This window comes from Paenibacillus sp. AN1007, from assembly GCF_040702995.1.
Taxonomy (GTDB): Bacteria; Bacillota; Bacilli; order Paenibacillales; family Paenibacillaceae; genus Paenibacillus.
The window spans coordinates 3,769,425-3,787,205 of the sequence record NZ_CP159992.1 but is presented as its reverse complement, the minus strand read 5'-3'; the positions used below and the strand labels follow the sequence as shown (position 1 = coordinate 3,787,205).

At 47.5% G+C, this 17,781-nt stretch carries 16 protein-coding genes and 1 pseudogene; 12 read left to right on the top strand and 5 right to left on the bottom strand.

Features of this window, described 5'->3' with window-relative positions:
• Positions 1–146 precede the first annotated feature (146 nt).
• The 3 genes from ABXS70_RS16765 to ABXS70_RS16755 are packed head-to-tail and all read left to right on the top strand — an operon-like array spanning position 147 to position 1,243.
• Positions 147–383, top strand: coding sequence for a spore coat associated protein CotJA (locus ABXS70_RS16765; RefSeq protein WP_342555166.1), 237 nt, complete (start codon positions 147–149; stop codon positions 381–383).
• Complete coding sequence (locus ABXS70_RS16760; RefSeq protein ID WP_342555167.1) at positions 376–651, top strand: spore coat protein CotJB; 276 nt, start codon at positions 376–378, stop codon at positions 649–651. Before ABXS70_RS16765 ends, ABXS70_RS16760 begins: the two co-directional genes overlap by 8 nt.
• A 22-nt stretch (positions 652–673) precedes the next feature.
• Positions 674–1,243 carry a manganese catalase family protein gene (locus ABXS70_RS16755; RefSeq protein ID WP_342555168.1) on the top strand — a complete coding sequence of 190 codons (570 nt, stop codon included), beginning with the start codon at positions 674–676 and terminating at the stop codon, positions 1,241–1,243.
• Between the two features lie 186 nt (positions 1,244–1,429).
• On the opposite strand, the gene ABXS70_RS16750 is transcribed toward ABXS70_RS16755, so the two are convergent.
• The 4 genes from ABXS70_RS16750 to ABXS70_RS16735 all read right to left on the bottom strand — a co-directional run bounded on the left by ABXS70_RS16750 (position 1,430) and on the right by ABXS70_RS16735 (position 5,038).
• Positions 1,430–2,422, bottom strand: coding sequence for a 3-oxoacyl-[acyl-carrier-protein] synthase III C-terminal domain-containing protein (locus ABXS70_RS16750; protein WP_366289316.1), 993 nt, complete (start codon positions 2,420–2,422; stop codon positions 1,430–1,432).
• 62 nt (positions 2,423–2,484) lie between these two features.
• Positions 2,485–2,826, bottom strand: a complete 342-nt coding sequence (locus ABXS70_RS16745; RefSeq protein ID WP_342555170.1) for a hypothetical protein — start codon at positions 2,824–2,826, stop codon at positions 2,485–2,487.
• Positions 2,827–3,016: 190 nt separating this feature from the next.
• Positions 3,017–3,388, bottom strand: coding sequence for a carboxymuconolactone decarboxylase family protein (locus ABXS70_RS16740; protein ID WP_366289313.1), 372 nt, complete (start codon positions 3,386–3,388; stop codon positions 3,017–3,019).
• Positions 3,389–3,397: 9 nt separating this feature from the next.
• Positions 3,398–5,038 carry a thiamine pyrophosphate-binding protein gene (locus ABXS70_RS16735; RefSeq protein ID WP_342555172.1) on the bottom strand — a complete coding sequence of 547 codons (1,641 nt, stop codon included), beginning with the start codon at positions 5,036–5,038 and terminating at the stop codon, positions 3,398–3,400.
• Positions 5,039–5,385: 347 nt separating this feature from the next.
• On the opposite strand from ABXS70_RS16735, the gene ABXS70_RS16730 reads away from it, so the two are divergent.
• The 9 genes and pseudogenes from ABXS70_RS16730 (at position 5,386) to ABXS70_RS16690 (ending at position 16,431) form a co-directional block, all read left to right on the top strand.
• Positions 5,386–6,354: a Gfo/Idh/MocA family oxidoreductase gene (locus ABXS70_RS16730; protein WP_366289310.1), complete on the top strand. Its 969-nt coding sequence runs from the start codon at positions 5,386–5,388 to the stop codon at positions 6,352–6,354.
• 30 nt (positions 6,355–6,384) lie between these two features.
• On the top strand, positions 6,385–7,071 hold the full coding sequence (locus ABXS70_RS16725; protein ID WP_342555174.1) for an HAD hydrolase-like protein: 687 nt from the start codon (positions 6,385–6,387) through the stop codon (positions 7,069–7,071).
• 196 nt (positions 7,072–7,267) lie between these two features.
• Complete coding sequence (locus ABXS70_RS16720) at positions 7,268–8,158, top strand: sugar ABC transporter permease (protein ID WP_342555175.1); 891 nt, start codon at positions 7,268–7,270, stop codon at positions 8,156–8,158.
• A gap of 28 nt (positions 8,159–8,186) precedes the next feature.
• Positions 8,187–9,069, top strand: a pseudogene (locus ABXS70_RS16715) (carbohydrate ABC transporter permease).
• Positions 9,070–9,184: 115 nt separating this feature from the next.
• Entirely contained in the window at positions 9,185–10,930 is a 1,746-nt protein-coding gene (locus ABXS70_RS16710) for a histidine kinase (protein WP_342555177.1), read from the top strand.
• 14 nt (positions 10,931–10,944) lie between these two features.
• Complete coding sequence (locus ABXS70_RS16705; RefSeq protein WP_366289305.1) at positions 10,945–12,552, top strand: helix-turn-helix domain-containing protein; 1,608 nt, start codon at positions 10,945–10,947, stop codon at positions 12,550–12,552.
• Positions 12,553–12,681: 129 nt separating this feature from the next.
• The gene (locus ABXS70_RS16700; RefSeq protein WP_366289302.1) at positions 12,682–14,082 is read left to right on the top strand and encodes a sugar ABC transporter substrate-binding protein; all 1,401 of its coding nucleotides are present in this window, start codon (positions 12,682–12,684) and stop codon (positions 14,080–14,082) included.
• Positions 14,083–14,188: 106 nt separating this feature from the next.
• Positions 14,189–14,524, top strand: a complete 336-nt coding sequence (locus ABXS70_RS16695) for a cupin domain-containing protein (RefSeq protein WP_342555180.1) — start codon at positions 14,189–14,191, stop codon at positions 14,522–14,524.
• Positions 14,521–16,431, top strand: a complete 1,911-nt coding sequence (locus tag ABXS70_RS16690) for an alginate lyase family protein (RefSeq protein WP_366289299.1) — start codon at positions 14,521–14,523, stop codon at positions 16,429–16,431. Before ABXS70_RS16695 ends, ABXS70_RS16690 begins: the two co-directional genes overlap by 4 nt.
• A 160-nt stretch (positions 16,432–16,591) precedes the next feature.
• Here the strand turns inward: ABXS70_RS16690 and ABXS70_RS16685 are convergent, their stop codons facing one another.
• On the bottom strand, positions 16,592–17,770 hold the full coding sequence (locus tag ABXS70_RS16685) for a YheC/YheD family protein (protein ID WP_342555182.1): 1,179 nt from the start codon (positions 17,768–17,770) through the stop codon (positions 16,592–16,594).
• Positions 17,771–17,781: the final 11 nt, after the last annotated feature.

The window sequence follows — 17,781 nt, the reverse complement described above, 5'->3', positions numbered from 1 at the left end:
TTTTTTTTGTACAGTTTCGGTAAAGAGGAATGATATTGGCTCAGCCTGACATATGGTTATAAGGACAGGAAATGATGGGATCGTACTGCATGCTGTGAAGGAATACCAGAATGCAGGTCATCTGCACGATAAAGGAGGCGTTTTGAATGAAAGATCCTCAGGTTCGCGCCTATATGCCGTTCGTGGGTCCGTTTGATCCATGTAAGCCGATAGGTATTCGAACGTACCTGGTTCCACCACAGTTGTTTATCCCCTTTCAGCCGATGGGCTGGCCGCAATACAGTCCGGCTGAAGCTTTGAGACTGGGGACACTGTGGCCTGCGCTGTATAGTCCGTATACATCGAAAAAAACGAAAGAAAGGGCGGTGGAGAACGATGGATAAGGAACAGCCGAAAGCCTGTGATGCTAAGTATTACGAGCTGCTGGAAGAGCTGCAGGCCTTGGACTTTGTCCTTGTTGAGCTGAATCTGTATCTGGACACCCATCCGGGAGATTTTCAAAGCATTGAACAGTACAACAAATTCAGTCAGGAACGTATGCGCGTTGCCCATGAATTTCAGCAGCTGTATGGTCCGTTGACGAATTTTGGCCACGCCTTTTCCAAATATCCGTGGGAGTGGTCCCAGACACCTTGGCCTTGGCAGGTATAAAATCAAAGGAGGCGTCCTGTACATGTGGGTATATGAAAAAAAATTGCAGTATCCGGTTCGGGTGAGTAAATGTGATCCTCATATGGCGAAGCTGTTGATGGAACAGTATGGCGGTGCGGATGGAGAACTCGCGGCAGCCTTACGATATCTGAATCAGCGCTATACCATACCTGACAAAATTATCGGTCTGCTCAATGACATTGCGACGGAGGAATTTTCGCATCTAGAGATGATTGCAACAATGATCTACAAGCTCACGAAGGATGCCACGATTGAGCAGCTGGAACAGGCCGGGCTGGATGCTCATTACGCCGCACATGATAAGGCACTTTTCTACAACAATGCTGCAGGTGTACCTTTCACTGCTGCCTATATTCAAGCTAAGGGCGATCCCATCGCCGACCTGTACGAGGATATCGCAGCCGAGGAAAAGGCTAGGGCTACATATCAGTGGTTAATCGATTTAACGGATGACGTGGATTTGCAGGACAGCCTGAAGTTTTTGCGGGAACGCGAAATTGTGCATTCGCTGCGGTTCCGGGAAGCCGTTGAAATTCTCAAAGATGACCGGGAGACGAAAAAAATATTTTGACCTGACCTAAAAAAGTATGAAACCAGAGATGAAGAACGGGCAGTCCGAAAAAGGGCTGCTTTTTTATTCGTAATCAACCGTAACCCGAAATGTTACTGGAAAAATAAAATCAAAAAAAGGACGAATGAAAGGGTGTTGACCCTAAAAATCGTCCTGCAGATTTAAAATAAGTACAGAATAAGTGCTCTAGTATTCAACGACCATGGCAACATTTTGCCACCCGGCGCCAACGGTCCAGAATAATACTTTGTCGCCGCGCTGTATTTTACCGGAAGTAATGGCTCGGTGCAGTGCGATAAACGGACTGCTGGTGGAGGTGTATCCAAATTCATCTCCCACATAGACCGCAATATCATCAGCTATGCCGATATTTTCCGAAACTGCGCGGATGTTGGCAATGGAAAGCTGGGAGAAACAGGCGGCTTTAATCTCGTCCGGCTGTATTTCATTCCGTGCCAGCAAAGTTCGAATGGATTCAGAAGCGGCATCGACACAGATCGAGTCATCAAAGGGTGTAAATTTCACGTGAAAAGCTCCGGCATCTACACCTGTGCTTCCAAGCTTGGCCAGCCCTTCCGCAGGAAATAATGAATTTTCATACACACAGGTATCTGTTTGATAGATGGAATCAATAAAACCAATGGAATGTTCATCTCGTTCGACAATAACGGCTGCAGCAGCATCCCCGAAATTCGCATAATAGACCGGATCATCCGGACTTGCGTGAGGAGCAATATAATCCGAGCCGATAATCAAAGCCCGTTTAATCCGCGGGTTACCAAGCATCTGCCGGCTGACCTGTTCAAAAGCTGCGGTCATCCCCGCACAGTTGGCATTACTGTCAATACAGATGGCGTGAGATGCTCCGCTAATCAGATGATGAATCATTAAGGAATTCGTAGGAAAAATATATTCCGGTGTTTGGCTTGCATACGCAATCAAGTCGATATCTTGTCCGGATAATCCGGTTTTAGCCAGCAGGTTTCGGGCAGCCTCGAAGGCCATTGTCAGTGAATTTTCGTCATCACGATCAATTTTGTAACGTGAATCACGCCCGAGTGCTTTTAACAAACCACGAATATCTACCCCTCTTGCATCAAAGTGTTCAATATAAAAGTCGTTGTGCACCTTGGTTTCGGGGTGATATATATCCATATCTACAATACGAATTCCAGCCATCGTCATCCTCCTTTTAAGTGGAAAGGCAGAGCTGCAGCAAAAATGTTAGGTGAGCTGGGCTGTTACGTTGAAACAATTTCCAGATTGTCCAATCCTACGGTCCGTCCAAGTCTGGCAAGCTGCATTTTCAGTATGGCATTGTTCTCCAGCGTCAATACCACCTTTTTGTATTCATCCTTCTTAAACATGGCAAGACATCCCTCAAGGAGAGGTACAATCTCGGGGGCAGTCACGTTCAGTCTTTTGCAATCGATATCCAGGTCATAATCCTTGGTGTTGATTGAAGCAATCGTATCCTGGTATGCCGAGATTGAACGAAGACCGTCTTCTTGAGAAAAAGAACCTTCCAGTTCAATGTGCAGCACTTTCTTTGAAGCATCCGTATTTAATATAAATTTTCCCATTACATGTTCTCGCTCCTTTGTAAGATGAGTAAAAGCTATCCTCTATGGAATGATACCGTCCATTGGACCCTAAAAAGAGGGGGACCAGATTGTGACAGGTCGGAAGGATAATTTACCCATATTATAAAGGTAATAATGTAAAAAGATCAATAATCAGGTCGAATTTTGTATAAAAATGTAGAACGATGAATTATTGGATTTCTTCAAGTGTGGCAAGCAGTACATTAAATGCGCTGATAATACGCGGAGCGCCTACACAAGGTGCCAGATGAAGAAGTATACCCTTAAGCTCTTCAACCGTAACGCCAACGCTTAGAGCCATGGCATAATGAACTCCGAGCTGCTCGAACTGTCCCTGCGTAATTAATGACGAAATAATAGCAACCTCTTTCCACTGATCGGTAATGGTTGTCCGCTGAAAAATATCACCATATGCTGTTCCCATAATAAACTCGGACAGTTCCGGAAAATGCTCTTTGATTGGTGCCAGAGCTCTTGCACCATATTCCCCGGAAAGTTTGGCGAAGCGATCTAACCCCTGTGTTATCTGTTCACTCATCATTCCTGCCTCCTAATCCAAATTAACAACTCGATGGGCTGTTGGCGGGATCTCGTCCCGATCCGTCAGCAGCTCGATAACAGCCGTTTGTTTCAGTTTCAAAGCCGCTTCCAGTGCAGCGGAAAACTGCGCTAAAGTCTCTGCACGGAAAGCTGCCGCTCCAAGTGACTCGGCAAATTTAACCGCATCCATCGGAACTTCGAACAAGGTACCGTCGATACGTCCCGTTGTTTTTTCCATACCTTTCAGTGCCATATCCAGCTGTTTATTGTTGACTACGATAAAAATGACCGGAAGATTTTTACAAACGGCTGTGTTAATTTCCGTACCCAGCATCATAAAACATCCGTCTCCGGTGATGCATACAACCGTCTCTTCGGGCGCGGCTGCTTTGGCACCGATAGCCATGCCAATCGCATTGCCCATGCAGGCAAAATAGGCATCAAATATAAAACTGCCGGGTTTCTTCACTTTGTAGCGCTGCACGGCGTGAAAGCCATGGCTTCCATCGTCCACAAACAATTTGTGATGGTAAGGCAGCAGATCGCTCAGCTGATCCAGTACGGAAGCGAGTGACAAATGCGGCAGATCCGGCAGCGGGACTTGATACGGGAACGGTTCGAGGGCACCTTCATAAGGTGAGGAAGCAGGAACGGACGGCAGGATGCTCAGCAGGTACTGCAGGTTGTCCTTGATGTCTCCTGTAATATGTAAAGTCTGAGAAGAAAGAATTTTTCCGACGAATGTTGGGTCCGTATCCATTTGAATCAGCTGTGCCGGATGGTTATCCGGTTTGAGGTTACAGAGAGTCATATCGCTTAGCCTCGATCCGAGAACAAGGTATAGATCACTTTGATTCAGCATTTCGTCTCCATGTGGGAAACCACCTACGCCGCAAGGGCCGTGATACAGGGGGTGATCCCAAGCAATAGCTCCTTTCCCGCCGGGGGTTGTCACTACTGGGATATTCAATGCCTCAGCCAGCTGGCGCAGCTCCTCGTGTGCTCCCGAACGAGTTACACCTTTCCCTGCAATAATCAAGGGACGCTGAGCTTGCTGGGTTAAAGGCAGTATTCGTTTCAAATTAGAGATGCTGAGCAGTGGCTCAGGTTCAGGAATAGCCATACGGAAGTGCGGAAGCTGCTCAGTCTGTACATCAAAAGGTAGGCAGAGGTGGACCGGGCCTTTGTTGGGGCCTAGTGCAATCGAAATGGCATGATTCAGAATCGTTCCGAAGTGATCCCCGCGCTCTACAAGTTTACTGAACAGCGTGGCCGGTCTGAACATTTCAGACAGATCAGCCAGATAAGAAGAGGAATCCTGACACTGGGGAATGCCCAATTCCTGAATGGATTGATGGCCGGTAAGGAATAGAACGGGAAGATTATTTGCTTTGGCATGGGCCGCTGCAGTAAGCAGGTTGGTTCCTCCCGGACCGGAGGTGGCAAATGCTACACCCAGACGACCAGTCTGCAATGCGTAGCCGGATGCAGCAAAGCCTGAACTGGCCTCATGGCGGCCGGGAATAAATTCCAGACCGTAATCTACCATTTTCAGAAGGGCAGGACAGATTGATTTTCCGATAATACCAAATACATGAGTGACACCCAAATTACGCAGCGTTTCTGCTAAATAGTCCGCAACAGTTCTCACGCGTGGACACCTCGCTTCAAGTAATAGGTTTTTAGAACCAGGCGGCTTGTGCAATCGTACATGCGAGTATTTGTCTAAGGTTGTAAAAGGAAGAATTCCTTTGCATTAGGAATCGTATCTTTTTTTGTGGTTTTTTGTCAACGTTTTTCCTGATCCAAACTTCCTGCGGCTTAAGTTGTGAACATTTCAAATTTTATGAATCCGATTTCATAAAATAGAAATAAATGATGCAACTAATTACCTACATATATTAACGCAATGATGCAATAATGAAATGATGTGATAAACAGACAGCGTAACTAACCCGGAATTTCTGCTATACTGAAAGTTGAATTGGAGGGAAGGGTATGAAAGTATTGAAAATGGCTGTGATCGGCCTGGGCAAGATGGGTTTACATATGATTGATCAAGTGGAGAATACACCGATGGACACGCCTGTGGAAATTACGGCGGTGTGTGATGCGAATGAGCAGGGTTTACAGGATTTTGCCGCATCCCATCCATCAGTGAAAACATATCGTACTTACCAAGAGCTGCTGAATGAGCAGCAGATTGACCTCGTGTACATTGCCGTGCCGCCCAAGTATCATTATCCGGTCGTGATGGAGGTGCTTAAACGCCGTATTCATGTATTCTGTGAAAAGCCGCTGGCAAACAGTCTGGACGAAGCGCGCAGGATGGTGGAAGCCGCAGAACAGGCTGGTGTTGTTCATGCTGTTCATTTTTCGATGCCGCATGAGCCTGCTGTGTTGAAGCTGCAGGAGATGGTTAATCAACATGCAGTGGGTGACATTCGAAAAATGGACCTGATTCTGCAATTCCCGCAGTGGCCGCGCTCATGGCAGCAGAATGACTGGATTATGAGTCGCGATCAAGGTGGCTTTATTTTAGAGGTGGGCATTCACTGGATTCATATGATCCAGACGGTATTCGGACGGCTGAGCCTGCTGAACGCTCAAGTAACTTATCCGGACGATAAGCCGGATTCATGCGAACAGGAAGTACAAGCTGTGCTTGAAGTACAGGATGGAACCCGCGTTCATGTACAGGGAATCTCTCATTTTGCCGGTGAGGAGCGCGTATCCATGGTTGTGTATGGAACCGAAGGCACCATTGCACTGGAAAACTGGGAGGAACTGTTGAGCGGACCCATCGGACAACCGCTGTCTCCAGTGGAAGTACTGGACTCATCCAGCGAGCTGCCTGTTCTCAAACATGTGATTGCACGGATTCAAGGTAAGCCTGGCAGAATATATACATTCCATGACGGGTATGAGGCACAACAAGTACTCGAAGCACTTCGGGGCAGCCACTAGACGAATCTCACTCAGAAAGGAAGTTTAAATATGACGACAAATAACGGTTTACGTAAACCGGAAGCGATGATTTTTGACATGGATGGTACGCTGTTCCAGACAGAAACCCTGCTTCTGCCTGCCTATCAGCAGCTGTTTGATACACTGCGTGCCGAGGGACATTTTGAAGGAGAAACGCCGCCGGAAGAGCGGATGCTGGGAAGTCTGGGTATGCTGCTTGAGGATATCTGGAAAGTGGTTATGCCTGAGGCATCCGAAGCGGCTCACCGTCGGGCAGACGAACTGCTGCTCCAACTGGAGATTGAAGGACTTGATGGAGGCGACTCCAAACTGTATCCTGGCGTGAAGGAAACGCTGACAGCGCTGAAAGCCCAAGGTATCCGCCTGTTTGTTGCCAGCAACGGTCTTGAGGATTATGTCAAAGGCGTAGCATTCGCACATGAAATCATGCCGCTGTTTGAAGGAGTGTATAGTGCGGGTCAGTACAAGACACCTTCCAAAATTGATTTGGTACAGATTCTGCTGCAGAAACACCGGATTCAGGATGCCTGGATGGTAGGCGATCGTTCGTCCGACGTCGAAGCAGGTAAAATGAACAACCAGACCGTTATCGGTTGTGCTTATGCAGGATTTGGCCGTGATGAAGAACTTGCCGGATCCGATGCGCTGATCTCGGATTTCACCGACCTGCTCCGCCTGTATGAAGAAGCAGAATAAGTTGTTAACTCGGCTTAAACCTGGATATAGTATCCCTTTATCATAAACCTGCATGGGTGTTTTTCGCACCTGTGCGGTTTTTTTTGCTCTGCTCACGCAGTCACATCCTCCCCTTTAGAAAGTTGATTTCCCTATCCCGCATGTGATGTAAATCCCTCTATACTTTCATTCAAAAGCTATAGGGGGTCTGATTCTGATGAAACCATCCAAACTGAACGCCTACATCTTCATCATCCCGAGTCTCTTTCTCACACTGGTATTCGGAATCTATCCGTTGTTATGGGCGCTGCGCTACATGTTCTATGATTATCAAGGCATCGGCAAACCGGTATTTATTGGGCTTGATAACTTTGGACGGGTAATCCGTGACGGACAATTTTGGGATTCTGTCAAAAATACTGGTGTATACGCACTGGGTAAACTCGTCATCACGATTCCGCTGTCCCTGATTCTGGCCATTATTCTGAATCGCAAATGGCGTGGACGCTCCTTGTTCAGAGCTGTTTTTTATCTTCCAACGATTTTTAGTGCATCTGTTATGGCGATTGTCTTTTTCATCATTTTCAATTCATATAACGGTATCCTGAACCAGCTGCTGCTCAAGTATCACATCATTTCCGCGCCGATTGGCTGGCTTGATGCGAATCACGCGATGCTCACAACGATCATTATTGCCATCTGGGGTGCTGTGGGGAACTATATGTTGTTGTTCATTGCGGGTCTGCAGAGCATTCCGGAGGAACTGTACGAGGCAGCATCGCTGGATGGAGCGAGCGAGTTCCAGAAACTGCGTAATGTAACGATTCCGCTGCTCGGACCGGTGATGCAGATGATTATTATGCTCGCCATCACCACGGCACTTAAAGGATATGAGAGCATTATGGTATTGACTGAGGGCGGACCTTATGGCAAAACAGAGGTCATGTATTTGTATCTGTTCAAACTGCTGTTCCCTGTTTCAGCCGATACACAGTCTCTGCAGCAGCTCGGCTACGGAAGTGCAGTCGGCTTCACGACAGCTCTCATTGTAGGGGCAGTGACGCTCATTTACTTCCAGATTTCCAAAAAGCTTAATGATGTTTACTAATACTAATTACGAACAGGAGGAAACCAAGATGACTCAAACTGTGCTTGCACCTGCAGTTTCGAAATTGAATTCATTCCGCTGGGCTCGCTGGACTAAGCGTACCATTCTCTTTATATTTCTCCTGATCATTGCTCTCTTGTCTCTGTTCCCGATTATTTTGGTGCTGTTAGGATCGTTCAAAACGAACCAGGAACTTACCGGAGGAGCAACGATCTGGCCGAAAATATGGCAATTCACGAACTACGCTCAGGCGTGGAAAACTGCGAATTTTTCCGGTTTTACGATGAACAGCATCTTTGTGAGTATCGCAGCAACGATCGGTACACTGCTCGTATCCTCCATGGCAGCCTATGCAGTGGATCGGGTGAATTTTAAAGGCAAAAAAGCTTATACCCTTCTCATGGCATCCACGCTGTTTATTTCAATTGGTGCCGTTGTACTCCGACCTCAATTTGATCTTATGGTCAAGCTGGGTCTGAATAATTCACTGTGGGGTGTCATTATTATATTAATTAGTGCCCATGCAGCCACCTATTTTATTCTGGTTGGTTTCTTCAAGAGCATCCCCCGGGAACTGGATGAGGCTGCGATGATTGACGGCTGTAATTTCTTCACGACCTACTGGCGTATTATTCTGCCGCTGCTGCGTCCGGGCCTGGCTGTTGCCGGATTGGGTGTGTTCCAGAACTCATGGAATGAGTATATTCTTCCTTTTGTATTCACGATGAGCAATCCCAAACTGCAGACACTGCCGGTTGGTCTGGCCAACCTGCGCTACGGCATCGGAGCTGCAGACCGAGGTGCAGTTAATGATGGCTGGAGCTTGTTTGTCCATTTTGCCGCTGTTAGTCGTCTATATCTTTGCGAATAAATCATTTATGCAGGTGACGCTGGGGGCTGTCAAAGGCTAGGGCGGTAAAGCTAGGAAGAGATTTCGGGGAACGGTATTCCGTGCAGATTCCGCTGTGCTATACTCTTTTTAATTACAGCGGACAGGGCCAGCCCTTGTTCAAGGAGCGACCGCCTATGATGTCATATTTCTACAAAATGTCTCTGAAAAAACGGATACAGCTTATCTATATTTTTCTCGTTGTTTTGTGTATCAGTGTGACGGGCATCTGCTCTTATCTATTTGCTGCAAGGAGCATAGAACGGAATGCTCTTGAATTAAAACAAAGCATTCTGAACAAGTCTGTTCAGGTCATGGATGAACATCTGCGTCACATCGTCGTTTCGTCCTATTCGTTCATGCTGAGTGACACATTCACACAGGTGATGCAGGATGTGCGTAATCACAATGATAAACGTTATTATCAAAATTTATCTCTGCTTCAAACCGCGTTTGCTCAGTTGAAACTGGTAGAGCCGCTAATTGATACGGCCTATTTGAAGACACCCATTGGCAGCTTTTTCTCGACGAAAGATTTTCCGAATCAAAGCAGCGCATTTGACAAGGAGTATGGAGAGGTTGTAAAGCAGCCTGGCTGGAACACGATGTGGTTTGGTTCACATTCCAGCGCGTTGTTCCAGTCCCGCGGCAATGTGTTATCCCTGCTGCTTAAACCCATCGTCATTGATAATCATACTTTTTCGGAAGTGTATATGGTTGTCAATATGAAGGAAGCCGCGATGAGGGACATTCTGAATCAGGATTTGATGAACAGCCAGATACAGTTGTTTTTGCTCCATAAAAACGGAGGTGAAGTCATTCGTCCAGGATCGTGGACATTTGGTCTTGTAACGGAGTCTGGCTTTGCACAGCGCTTGAATCGTGGTGCGGGTGATTTCACCTATGCCAATGAACATGGAGAAGACATGCTGGTGAACTACTCGGCTCTAACTATGAATGAGGACTGGGTTATGGTCAGCGTTCAGTCCAAGTCCGATTTATTATCTCCACTGAAGAAGATCCGCTGGCTGGTCATCCTGATTATGATGTTCTGTATTTTACTTGCGCTCGGGTTGTCCGACCTGCTGTCTTCTGCGCTTCTGAAACCGCTGAACAAGCTGCGCCGTCTTATGGTTGAGGTGGAGTACAATGACCTGGACGTGCGGTTTCGCAGCAAATATGACGATGAAGTGAGTGCCGTGGGCCATCGGTTTAACCGGATGTTGGACCAGATTCAGATTTTGTTTGAAGAAATACGTGACACGGAACAGGACAAGCGGCGGCTGGAAGTTAAGGCGCTTCAAGCTCAGGTAGATCCCCATTTTCTGTATAACACATTAAATACGATGTTCTGGAAGAGCGAGAGTGGAGAGAAGAAGGATGTCAGCGCCATGATTGTCTCTCTGTCCCTTCTCTTCAGACTTGGTTTGAATGATGGGAAAGACATCACGACCGTGGAGCAGGAGATCAAACATGTCGAGCAATATATGCAGCTGCAGCAGCAGTGCTACGAGGACTTGTTTGAATACCGGATTGAGGCAGAGGCGTCCTGCAAGGGGATCGAAATTTTAAAAATTTTGCTCCAGCCTCTGGTGGAAAATTCGATCCTGCATGGTTTTAATGATAAGGAAGATCTCGGGCTTATTCTTATTCGAATGGATCGCCATGAAGATACACTTCGTTTGGAGGTCACGGACAATGGGTGCGGTATGGATGCAGCGAAAATGAATGCAGAAGAAGCAGCAGAGGGTCATCGGAAAGGATATGCCATATCCAATCTGGTTGACCGATTACATCTGCAGTACGGTGAACAAGCTTCGCTTGTGTTTCATAGTGAAATAAACGTGGGGACTACAGTGGTTATCACCATTCCGATCAGCTAGGAGGGGACGTACGTATGAAGCAACTGACGATGTGTGTGATGGATGATATTCAGGCTGTGGTCAAGGGCATCGTTTCCACCATCCCCTGGGAGGAGCATGAGGTTCAAATCGTTGGCACAGCGAACAATGGAGAGCAAGGCTGGTCACTTCTGGTTGAACAGCATCCAGACATTGTCATTACGGATATCAAAATGCCTCGGCTCAGCGGACTTGAACTCATGAAACGGGCAATGGATGTTGGACTGCGATCCAAGTTTATTTTTATTAGCGGCTACTCTGATTTTCAATATGCTCAGGAAGCGATCAAACTCGGAGCCTTCGATTATCTGCTCAAACCGTTTACCCCTGAAGAAATCTTGGGTGCTGTAACGAAAGTGAGACAAGTTATTGAGAATGAACAGGCGAAGTCGCAGCAGCTTCAAAAGCTGAAACAGAAAGCGGTTAGCAGCAGCGAGTATGAACGTCACAGTTATCTCCTAGGTTTGCTTCGGCATGAGATTGGTGGGTTTCTGAATGAAGGCCGGTGGGATGAGCTTGACGTTGAGCTGGATTCTTCCAACCTCAATGTCATGGTCATTGAGGTTGATGGCTATACACGTTACGGATCGACGATGCATCTGGATGCAGAGATCGTTCCATTTGCGGTTCAGAATATTGTCAGTGAAACATTGAACCGGTATACGAGAAGCGTAGTACTGCGTGAAAATCGTTACCGGCTGGCAGCTATATTTAATATATCCGACCAGATTGAGGTATTCGAGCTTATGGAGCAATGCCGTCACAATGTGAAGCAGTACAGCAAAAAGACCATATCTATTGGAGTCGGCACGATCGCCCGCAGACCCCAAGAAATCTGGATATCCTATGCCAATGCGGATAAAGCGATATCCTATCGTTTTTACAGTGAAGGGAACTGCATTTTTCAGTATGCAGAGCTGGAAAATCAGGATACGGTGGTTCCCGTCTATCCATTGGAAAAGGAAAAGGAGCTATTTTACGCATTGAAATGTGGGAATGAAAGTTCTTGTCACCGAATTATCGATGATATTTTGAAAGTCTGGCAGAACGCCAAAGGTTTACCCGAGCCGCTGACGATGATCCGTCTGTTGTCAGGACTTGCATTTGCGATCTACCGTGCGTTCTGTGATGAAATCACGGAAGAAGAACGGCTTCGTCTGGAAGCAGATCTGACCGTGCTGGAAGCGATGCGGTCGTTGACGTTTGACGGCTGGGGAGATTACATCAAGCATTTCAGCAGTATGGGCTGTGAGATTATGGATAAGAAAAGGCTTACTGATGTCAAACAGGCCATCAGCAAATCGCAAGAGTTTATCAGTATGAATCTGTCCGAAAATCTCACATTGCAGACTTGTGCCCAGTCGGTTCACTTAAGTCCAAGTTACTTTGCGAATGCGTTCAAGAAGGAGACGGGTATGACGCTTATTCAATATATTACAAAGTTAAGAATGGAAAAGGCCAAGGAGCTGCTGGTTGCGGGAGTGCAGGTACAGGAAATATGCCAGATGCTGGGTTATGAGGACAGGCCCTATTTCAGCGGTCTTTTCAAGAAATACTGCGGTATGACCCCGACACACTTCCGGCAGATGTACGAGAACGGATAAGACAGAGATCGTCATTTTTCCCACCTTGCATAGTCAGAATGTCCCTCACTTTGATAGAAGTGGAACGTTTATCATTACGTTAACGGGGAACCAAACAGGTTGTCCAGACAAGCATAAGGGGGCATTTCAATGGTTAAGAAGTGGATGATGACTGCACTAAGTGCTGTGCTTGCATTAACGGTAGCCGGTTGTTCGACAGACAGTGGAACGACAACGGGCAGCGGGGCTGCAGCTGGCGGCGGAAAACAGAGTAACGGCAAAACGAAAGTGGTCTATTGGACTCCGGATCGGCACGATGCTGATTTTATGAAATCCAAGATTGAGCAGTTCAACCAGACTAACAAAGATAACATTGAAGTGGAAATGACCGTCATGGGTGACAATTATCCGCAGGCCGTTGATATCGCTTTTGCGAGTAAACAAGCTCCTGATGTGTTTCAGATCGACGATTTCCAAACGTACTATCAAAAGGGGTATCTAGCTCCAATCGACGGGTATATGAGTGATGCCATGAAGGAAACATTCAAGGACAGCCTGATCGAAAATAAAAATACAATTGATGGAAAAGTCTATACCCTTCCGAACACAGGCCAGATCTGGAGACTGGTGTACAATAAAGATATTTTCCAAAAAGCAGGCATTGCTTCACCGCCTAAAACCATTGCCGAAATGGTAGCAGACGCGAAGAAAATTACCGAAGTAGGTAAAAGTGAAGGCATCTATGGCTTTGCCAGCCCATTCAAAAGTGGCAGCGGTTTCTGGAGAGCGGCAAACACGATTGCTGGTGCAAGTACGAACGAAGGTATCGACGGTTTTAACTACAAGACAGGTCAATTTGACTTCAACATGTACAAGTCGATTGCCGAGGCCCTTCGTCAGATGAATCAAGATGGCAGTATGCTTCCGGGTGTGGAGAGCCTGGATATCGATCCATTGAGAGCGCAGTTTGCCCAAGGCAAAATCGGGATGTACATCAATCACTCCGGTGAGCCAGGTGTTTACAAAGATCAATTCCCAACCAAAGAAAACTGGGGTGCAGCTCCTGTGCCAACAGAGGATGGTACGATTAAAGGGGCTTCGCAAGTTATTGGTGGTTCCTATATCGGCATCAATGCAGACTCAAAGAACAAGGAAGCAGCATGGAAATTCATGGAGTATGTATACAGTACCGATCTGCAGGGTGAGTATTACGAAAAAGGGTACGGTATCTCCCTGATTCCTGCGGTACTCAGTTCTGATAAGAAACCGAGCATTCCAGGCATTGAAGGTTTCCTGCCGAAAAAAGTTGACGCGATCTTCCCTGCCAATCCAAGTGTCATTACAGAGAGCTCGCTTGAAGGCATGAAATGGGCTGAGGCCTTCTCCGCTTATGTATTCACTGGCGGTGATCTGGATGGCGTAATCAAGGATCTGAACACACGTTATAATGCAGCACTTGAGAAAAGCAAAGCAGCAGGTCTGACTAAAATTGCGGCCGATCCTTCGTTTGATTCATCGGAGCTTCAAGGTAAACTGTCCAAAGAAGAGTAAAACCTTACAGGGAGGCCGTTGTTTAAATACTGCGGCCGTTTATATTTAATGAGAGAGCCGTGCATATTTGTTGAAAGATCAGTTTAGTGTGAGAGGGGAAAATCAAATGATCATTAACCAGCAATCCGTAGAAGCGCATGTTATTAATGAGACAAGTTCGCGTAAAATTTTGGGTATGGGCGGCACACTGATGATGGTCGAGGTGACGTTCAGCAAAGGTGGAGTTGGCGAAGTCCACTCCCATGATGCGCACGAGCAGGTCAGTTATATTGTGAAGGGAAGCTTTGAGGTTCAGGTAGGTGATGAAACACGTATTCTAAAAGCGGGGGACAGCTTCTATGCTGGCTTAAATGTGCCGCATGGGGTAAAGGCGCTGGAAGATGCAGTCATACTGGATGTGTTCACGCCATTCCGTCAGGATTTTCTTGAGGAAGAGCAATGAGCGATTTTTACCTTTCTGCGGATGAACTGGAACAGGCGGCTCGATATTACCGGGAACACTTTCCGGATGAAGCCCGGAATTCAGTGACGATTGCCAACCGGGCTGTTCTGAATGAATTTATGGTGCCATATACGAATGATCTGACCAACTGGATTCCACTCGGGACGCCAGTGGACTGGCTTCATAATCCGACCAATGATCTGGAGTTCACTTGGGGGATTAACAGGCACTGGCATATGCTGGATTTGGGCAAAGCTTACTTAATGAAAGGCAATCCGTTATATGTGACTGCATTTATAGATCATTTCCGTACCTGGAGAGAACAAAATCCAGTGCCAGCTGGCCTTCCGTATAATGAGGCCGTTTATTTTCAGAAACCGGGTCCTTGGCGTTTGCTTGAAACAGGTCTGCGTGTGCAGTCTTGGATTACCGCGTACAAATATATGGAATCAAGCCCGCAGCTGGACGAAGCATTTCGAACCGAATTTCTGCAAGGGCTTGAGGAGCATGCAGAGTTCCTGACGCATTATCTCGGCAGCACAGAGATTAATCACGCTATTATGCATATGCAGGGGTTGTTTATGATTGCTGCTTTCTATAAGGAGCATCCGCGCAGTCCATATTGGCGTCAAGTGGCTGCGGAGCGGCTGGAGCTGTGTCTGCTGCATCAATTGAACGAAGAGGGCATTCAGGTAGAGTTAAATACGCATTATCATAATGCCAGCATTGAGATGTTTGGTACACCGTATCTGCTGGCGGGAATTTCGGGACACCCGTTTTCAGCATGGTATGGAGAATGTCTGCGCAGGATGGCTTCATTCACTGAAGCTATGATCAGACCGGATCATCAATCGACGGGCATTGGAGATTCAGACTGGCTTAGTGACGGGCGTCAGCGGTTGACGCTGCTGGGGGCAATTCTGGGAGACGAGGATCTCATGGCCCGCGGTACCGACAGTTCCGAGTGCCTCTGGTTAGTGGGTGTGGCAAAATATGAGCGGTGCGTTCGGCTGCAGTCTGGAACTTCACGTTCATTGACAAGCCGGACTTTTCCACAGACCGGATATTATGTGATGAGGGATGAGCGTCAATACCTGTTCTTTGATGCAGCATCCATGGGCGGTGCTCATGGTCATGCTGATGCCTTAAACATCGAATGGATGTGGAATAACCGATTGTTCTTCACGGATACCGGACGTTATACGTATGAAGAAGGGCAGTGGCGCCATTATTTCAAAAGCACAAGGGCACATAATACAGTTACTGTAGACGGGACAGATCAGACACCCTATTTGTCTACTCAACAATGGGGTAAACCTGAGGCAGAAGCGACAACACATCGCTATGAAAGTCACGCAAACTATCACTTTATGGATGCTTCCCAAGATGGATATACGCACCTGCCTGATCCGGTCAGCCATCGCCGCTGGGTGCTTGCAGGCAAAAGTGTACCTTTATTTCTGATCGTGGACTGGCTGGAAGCCGAGAAGTTCCATACACTGGAGCAGCGGTTTCATCTGCATCCGGAAGCAAGGCTTGTACTGAACAAAGACGATTACGCCAAACAGCGGGCAGGCATCCGATTTGACCAGTCCTCCGTCAAGCTGTGCATTCGATTTCTGATGGCAGGAGATGGCAGTGAATCGTTCGAGGTGACAGAACAGTCGGGCTGGGTATCTGAAGTGTACGGCGCAAAGTCTGAAACGGCTGTCATTCAGGGCAAAGCCGAATTCTCAGGCAAAGTGGGAGTTGCGGCAGTATGCCTGCCGGCTGACGAATCAGAAGAGACTGTGAACGTGACAAAATATATGCTGGAGCCAGATCATATGAGGTTTACGCTGTCGTATGTGTACCAAGGTAGGGAAGCCCGGATCGTGATGGATGAGCACACGGTAACCTGGACTTAGCGCTCCAAAGGACGTGAACCGATGAAAACAGGATGGGTCTTGAATTGATGAAAACAGGGGATGGGTCTTGAATTGATGAAAACAGGATAGAAGGTTCAGATACTCAACCTTCTATCCTGTTTTTTTGGCCTGTATGTCCCAACCCGTCTGAACAGCTGACTTATTTGATTCTCCGTTTTCGCTTCACCCGCGCTGGTTTAGAAGCAGCGGGCCTGGGAGAAACAGGTTTTTTGACTGTTTCGGCAGGTCGGTTGCGGTACACCCACAAGGCATATTCCAGCGGTTGTGTGATCGCTTTATAATAGATGCTTCGTTCACCAATTCGGGCAAAGACCTCGCGAGCCGGTTTGGGGTTGACCTCCAGCAGATAGATATGTCCGCTCTTGTCAATCGCCAGATCCAGCGCAAGCTCGCACAGATCCCCATACGTATCCTCCAGAAATGCAGCCACATCAATCCCGAATTTCTCGGCAGCTGCAGTCACTTCTTGCCGAAGCTCCTCTTCAGGAATCCACTGCTTCATTAATCGCTGCATGGCAACCGCCTGACCGCCGCCATGGAGGTTCGAGGTTACACTTTTCTCTGCGCCCATGCGCCCTGCACAGCCTGTAAGTTCCCACTCGCCTTCTCCATTTTTCTGCACCAGCATGCGGTAGTCATGGACTCTTCCGTTCGGGAGCTGGAGCTGGATTCCTTTTTGCACGAGATATTTGTCTTTCATGTTCCAATGCTCAAGCAGTGGACCAAGCCTGGACAGATGGACCCTGCGCGGTGTAATTATGCGCCTTTTCTGATCCCGTCCCTGTACAAGCACCGTACTGGGTTCCTTGCTGCTGCGCTCTACGCGCAGAATGCCTCGCCCGCCCGTACCGTTGATCGGTTTTAGATAGATCAGTGAAGAAGTCTTGAGCATACGGTTTACATCGGACATGTCCTGAAACAATATCGTTTCCGGCAGATGCTGCCGGAAGACGGCTTTCTCGGAAAGGGTCTGATGAATGGTCCACTTATTGCGCAGCGGGCGGTTCAGGAAGAGCAGATGTCCATATTTTTGACGAAATACCAGCAGCTGCTGGAAACGATGGTTGCGCTGAATGCGGCATCGGTCAAAGATCAGATCCGGGAATGCGCGCCATTCCCTGGACCAGCCCTTTTTTTCGTCGTATACCATCGCTTCAATTCGTTTGCCGCTGGAATGCACATCAGCAGGTGTAAACACATAAATATCGAGTCCCCGTTTGCGCCCTTCGAGAATCATTCGGCGATAGATGCTTCGTTCTTCCAGAGCGCGGTGTTCATTCAGATACAACGTCATAATGCCCAGAACAGGTGAGGACACAAACAATCACC

What these genes read in the sequence shown, in the direction of transcription:
- ABXS70_RS16765 (WP_342555166.1), top strand. Translation starts at nt 147, where the DNA reads ATGAAAGATCCTCAGGTTCGCGCCTATATGCCGTTCGTGGGTCCGTTT.
- ABXS70_RS16760 (WP_342555167.1), top strand. Translation starts at nt 376, where the DNA reads ATGGATAAGGAACAGCCGAAAGCCTGTGATGCTAAGTATTACGAGCTG.
- ABXS70_RS16755 (WP_342555168.1), top strand. Translation starts at nt 674, where the DNA reads ATGTGGGTATATGAAAAAAAATTGCAGTATCCGGTTCGGGTGAGTAAA.
- ABXS70_RS16750 (WP_366289316.1), bottom strand. Translation starts at nt 2,422, where the DNA reads ATGGCTGGAATTCGTATTGTAGATATGGATATATATCACCCCGAAACC.
- ABXS70_RS16745 (WP_342555170.1), bottom strand. Translation starts at nt 2,826, where the DNA reads ATGGGAAAATTTATATTAAATACGGATGCTTCAAAGAAAGTGCTGCAC.
- ABXS70_RS16740 (WP_366289313.1), bottom strand. Translation starts at nt 3,388, where the DNA reads ATGATGAGTGAACAGATAACACAGGGGTTAGATCGCTTCGCCAAACTT.
- ABXS70_RS16730 (WP_366289310.1), top strand. Translation starts at nt 5,386, where the DNA reads ATGAAAGTATTGAAAATGGCTGTGATCGGCCTGGGCAAGATGGGTTTA.
- ABXS70_RS16725 (WP_342555174.1), top strand. Translation starts at nt 6,385, where the DNA reads ATGACGACAAATAACGGTTTACGTAAACCGGAAGCGATGATTTTTGAC.
- ABXS70_RS16720 (WP_342555175.1), top strand. Translation starts at nt 7,268, where the DNA reads ATGAAACCATCCAAACTGAACGCCTACATCTTCATCATCCCGAGTCTC.
- ABXS70_RS16710 (WP_342555177.1), top strand. Translation starts at nt 9,185, where the DNA reads ATGATGTCATATTTCTACAAAATGTCTCTGAAAAAACGGATACAGCTT.
- ABXS70_RS16705 (WP_366289305.1), top strand. Translation starts at nt 10,945, where the DNA reads ATGAAGCAACTGACGATGTGTGTGATGGATGATATTCAGGCTGTGGTC.
- ABXS70_RS16700 (WP_366289302.1), top strand. Translation starts at nt 12,682, where the DNA reads ATGGTTAAGAAGTGGATGATGACTGCACTAAGTGCTGTGCTTGCATTA.
- ABXS70_RS16695 (WP_342555180.1), top strand. Translation starts at nt 14,189, where the DNA reads ATGATCATTAACCAGCAATCCGTAGAAGCGCATGTTATTAATGAGACA.
- ABXS70_RS16690 (WP_366289299.1), top strand. Translation starts at nt 14,521, where the DNA reads ATGAGCGATTTTTACCTTTCTGCGGATGAACTGGAACAGGCGGCTCGA.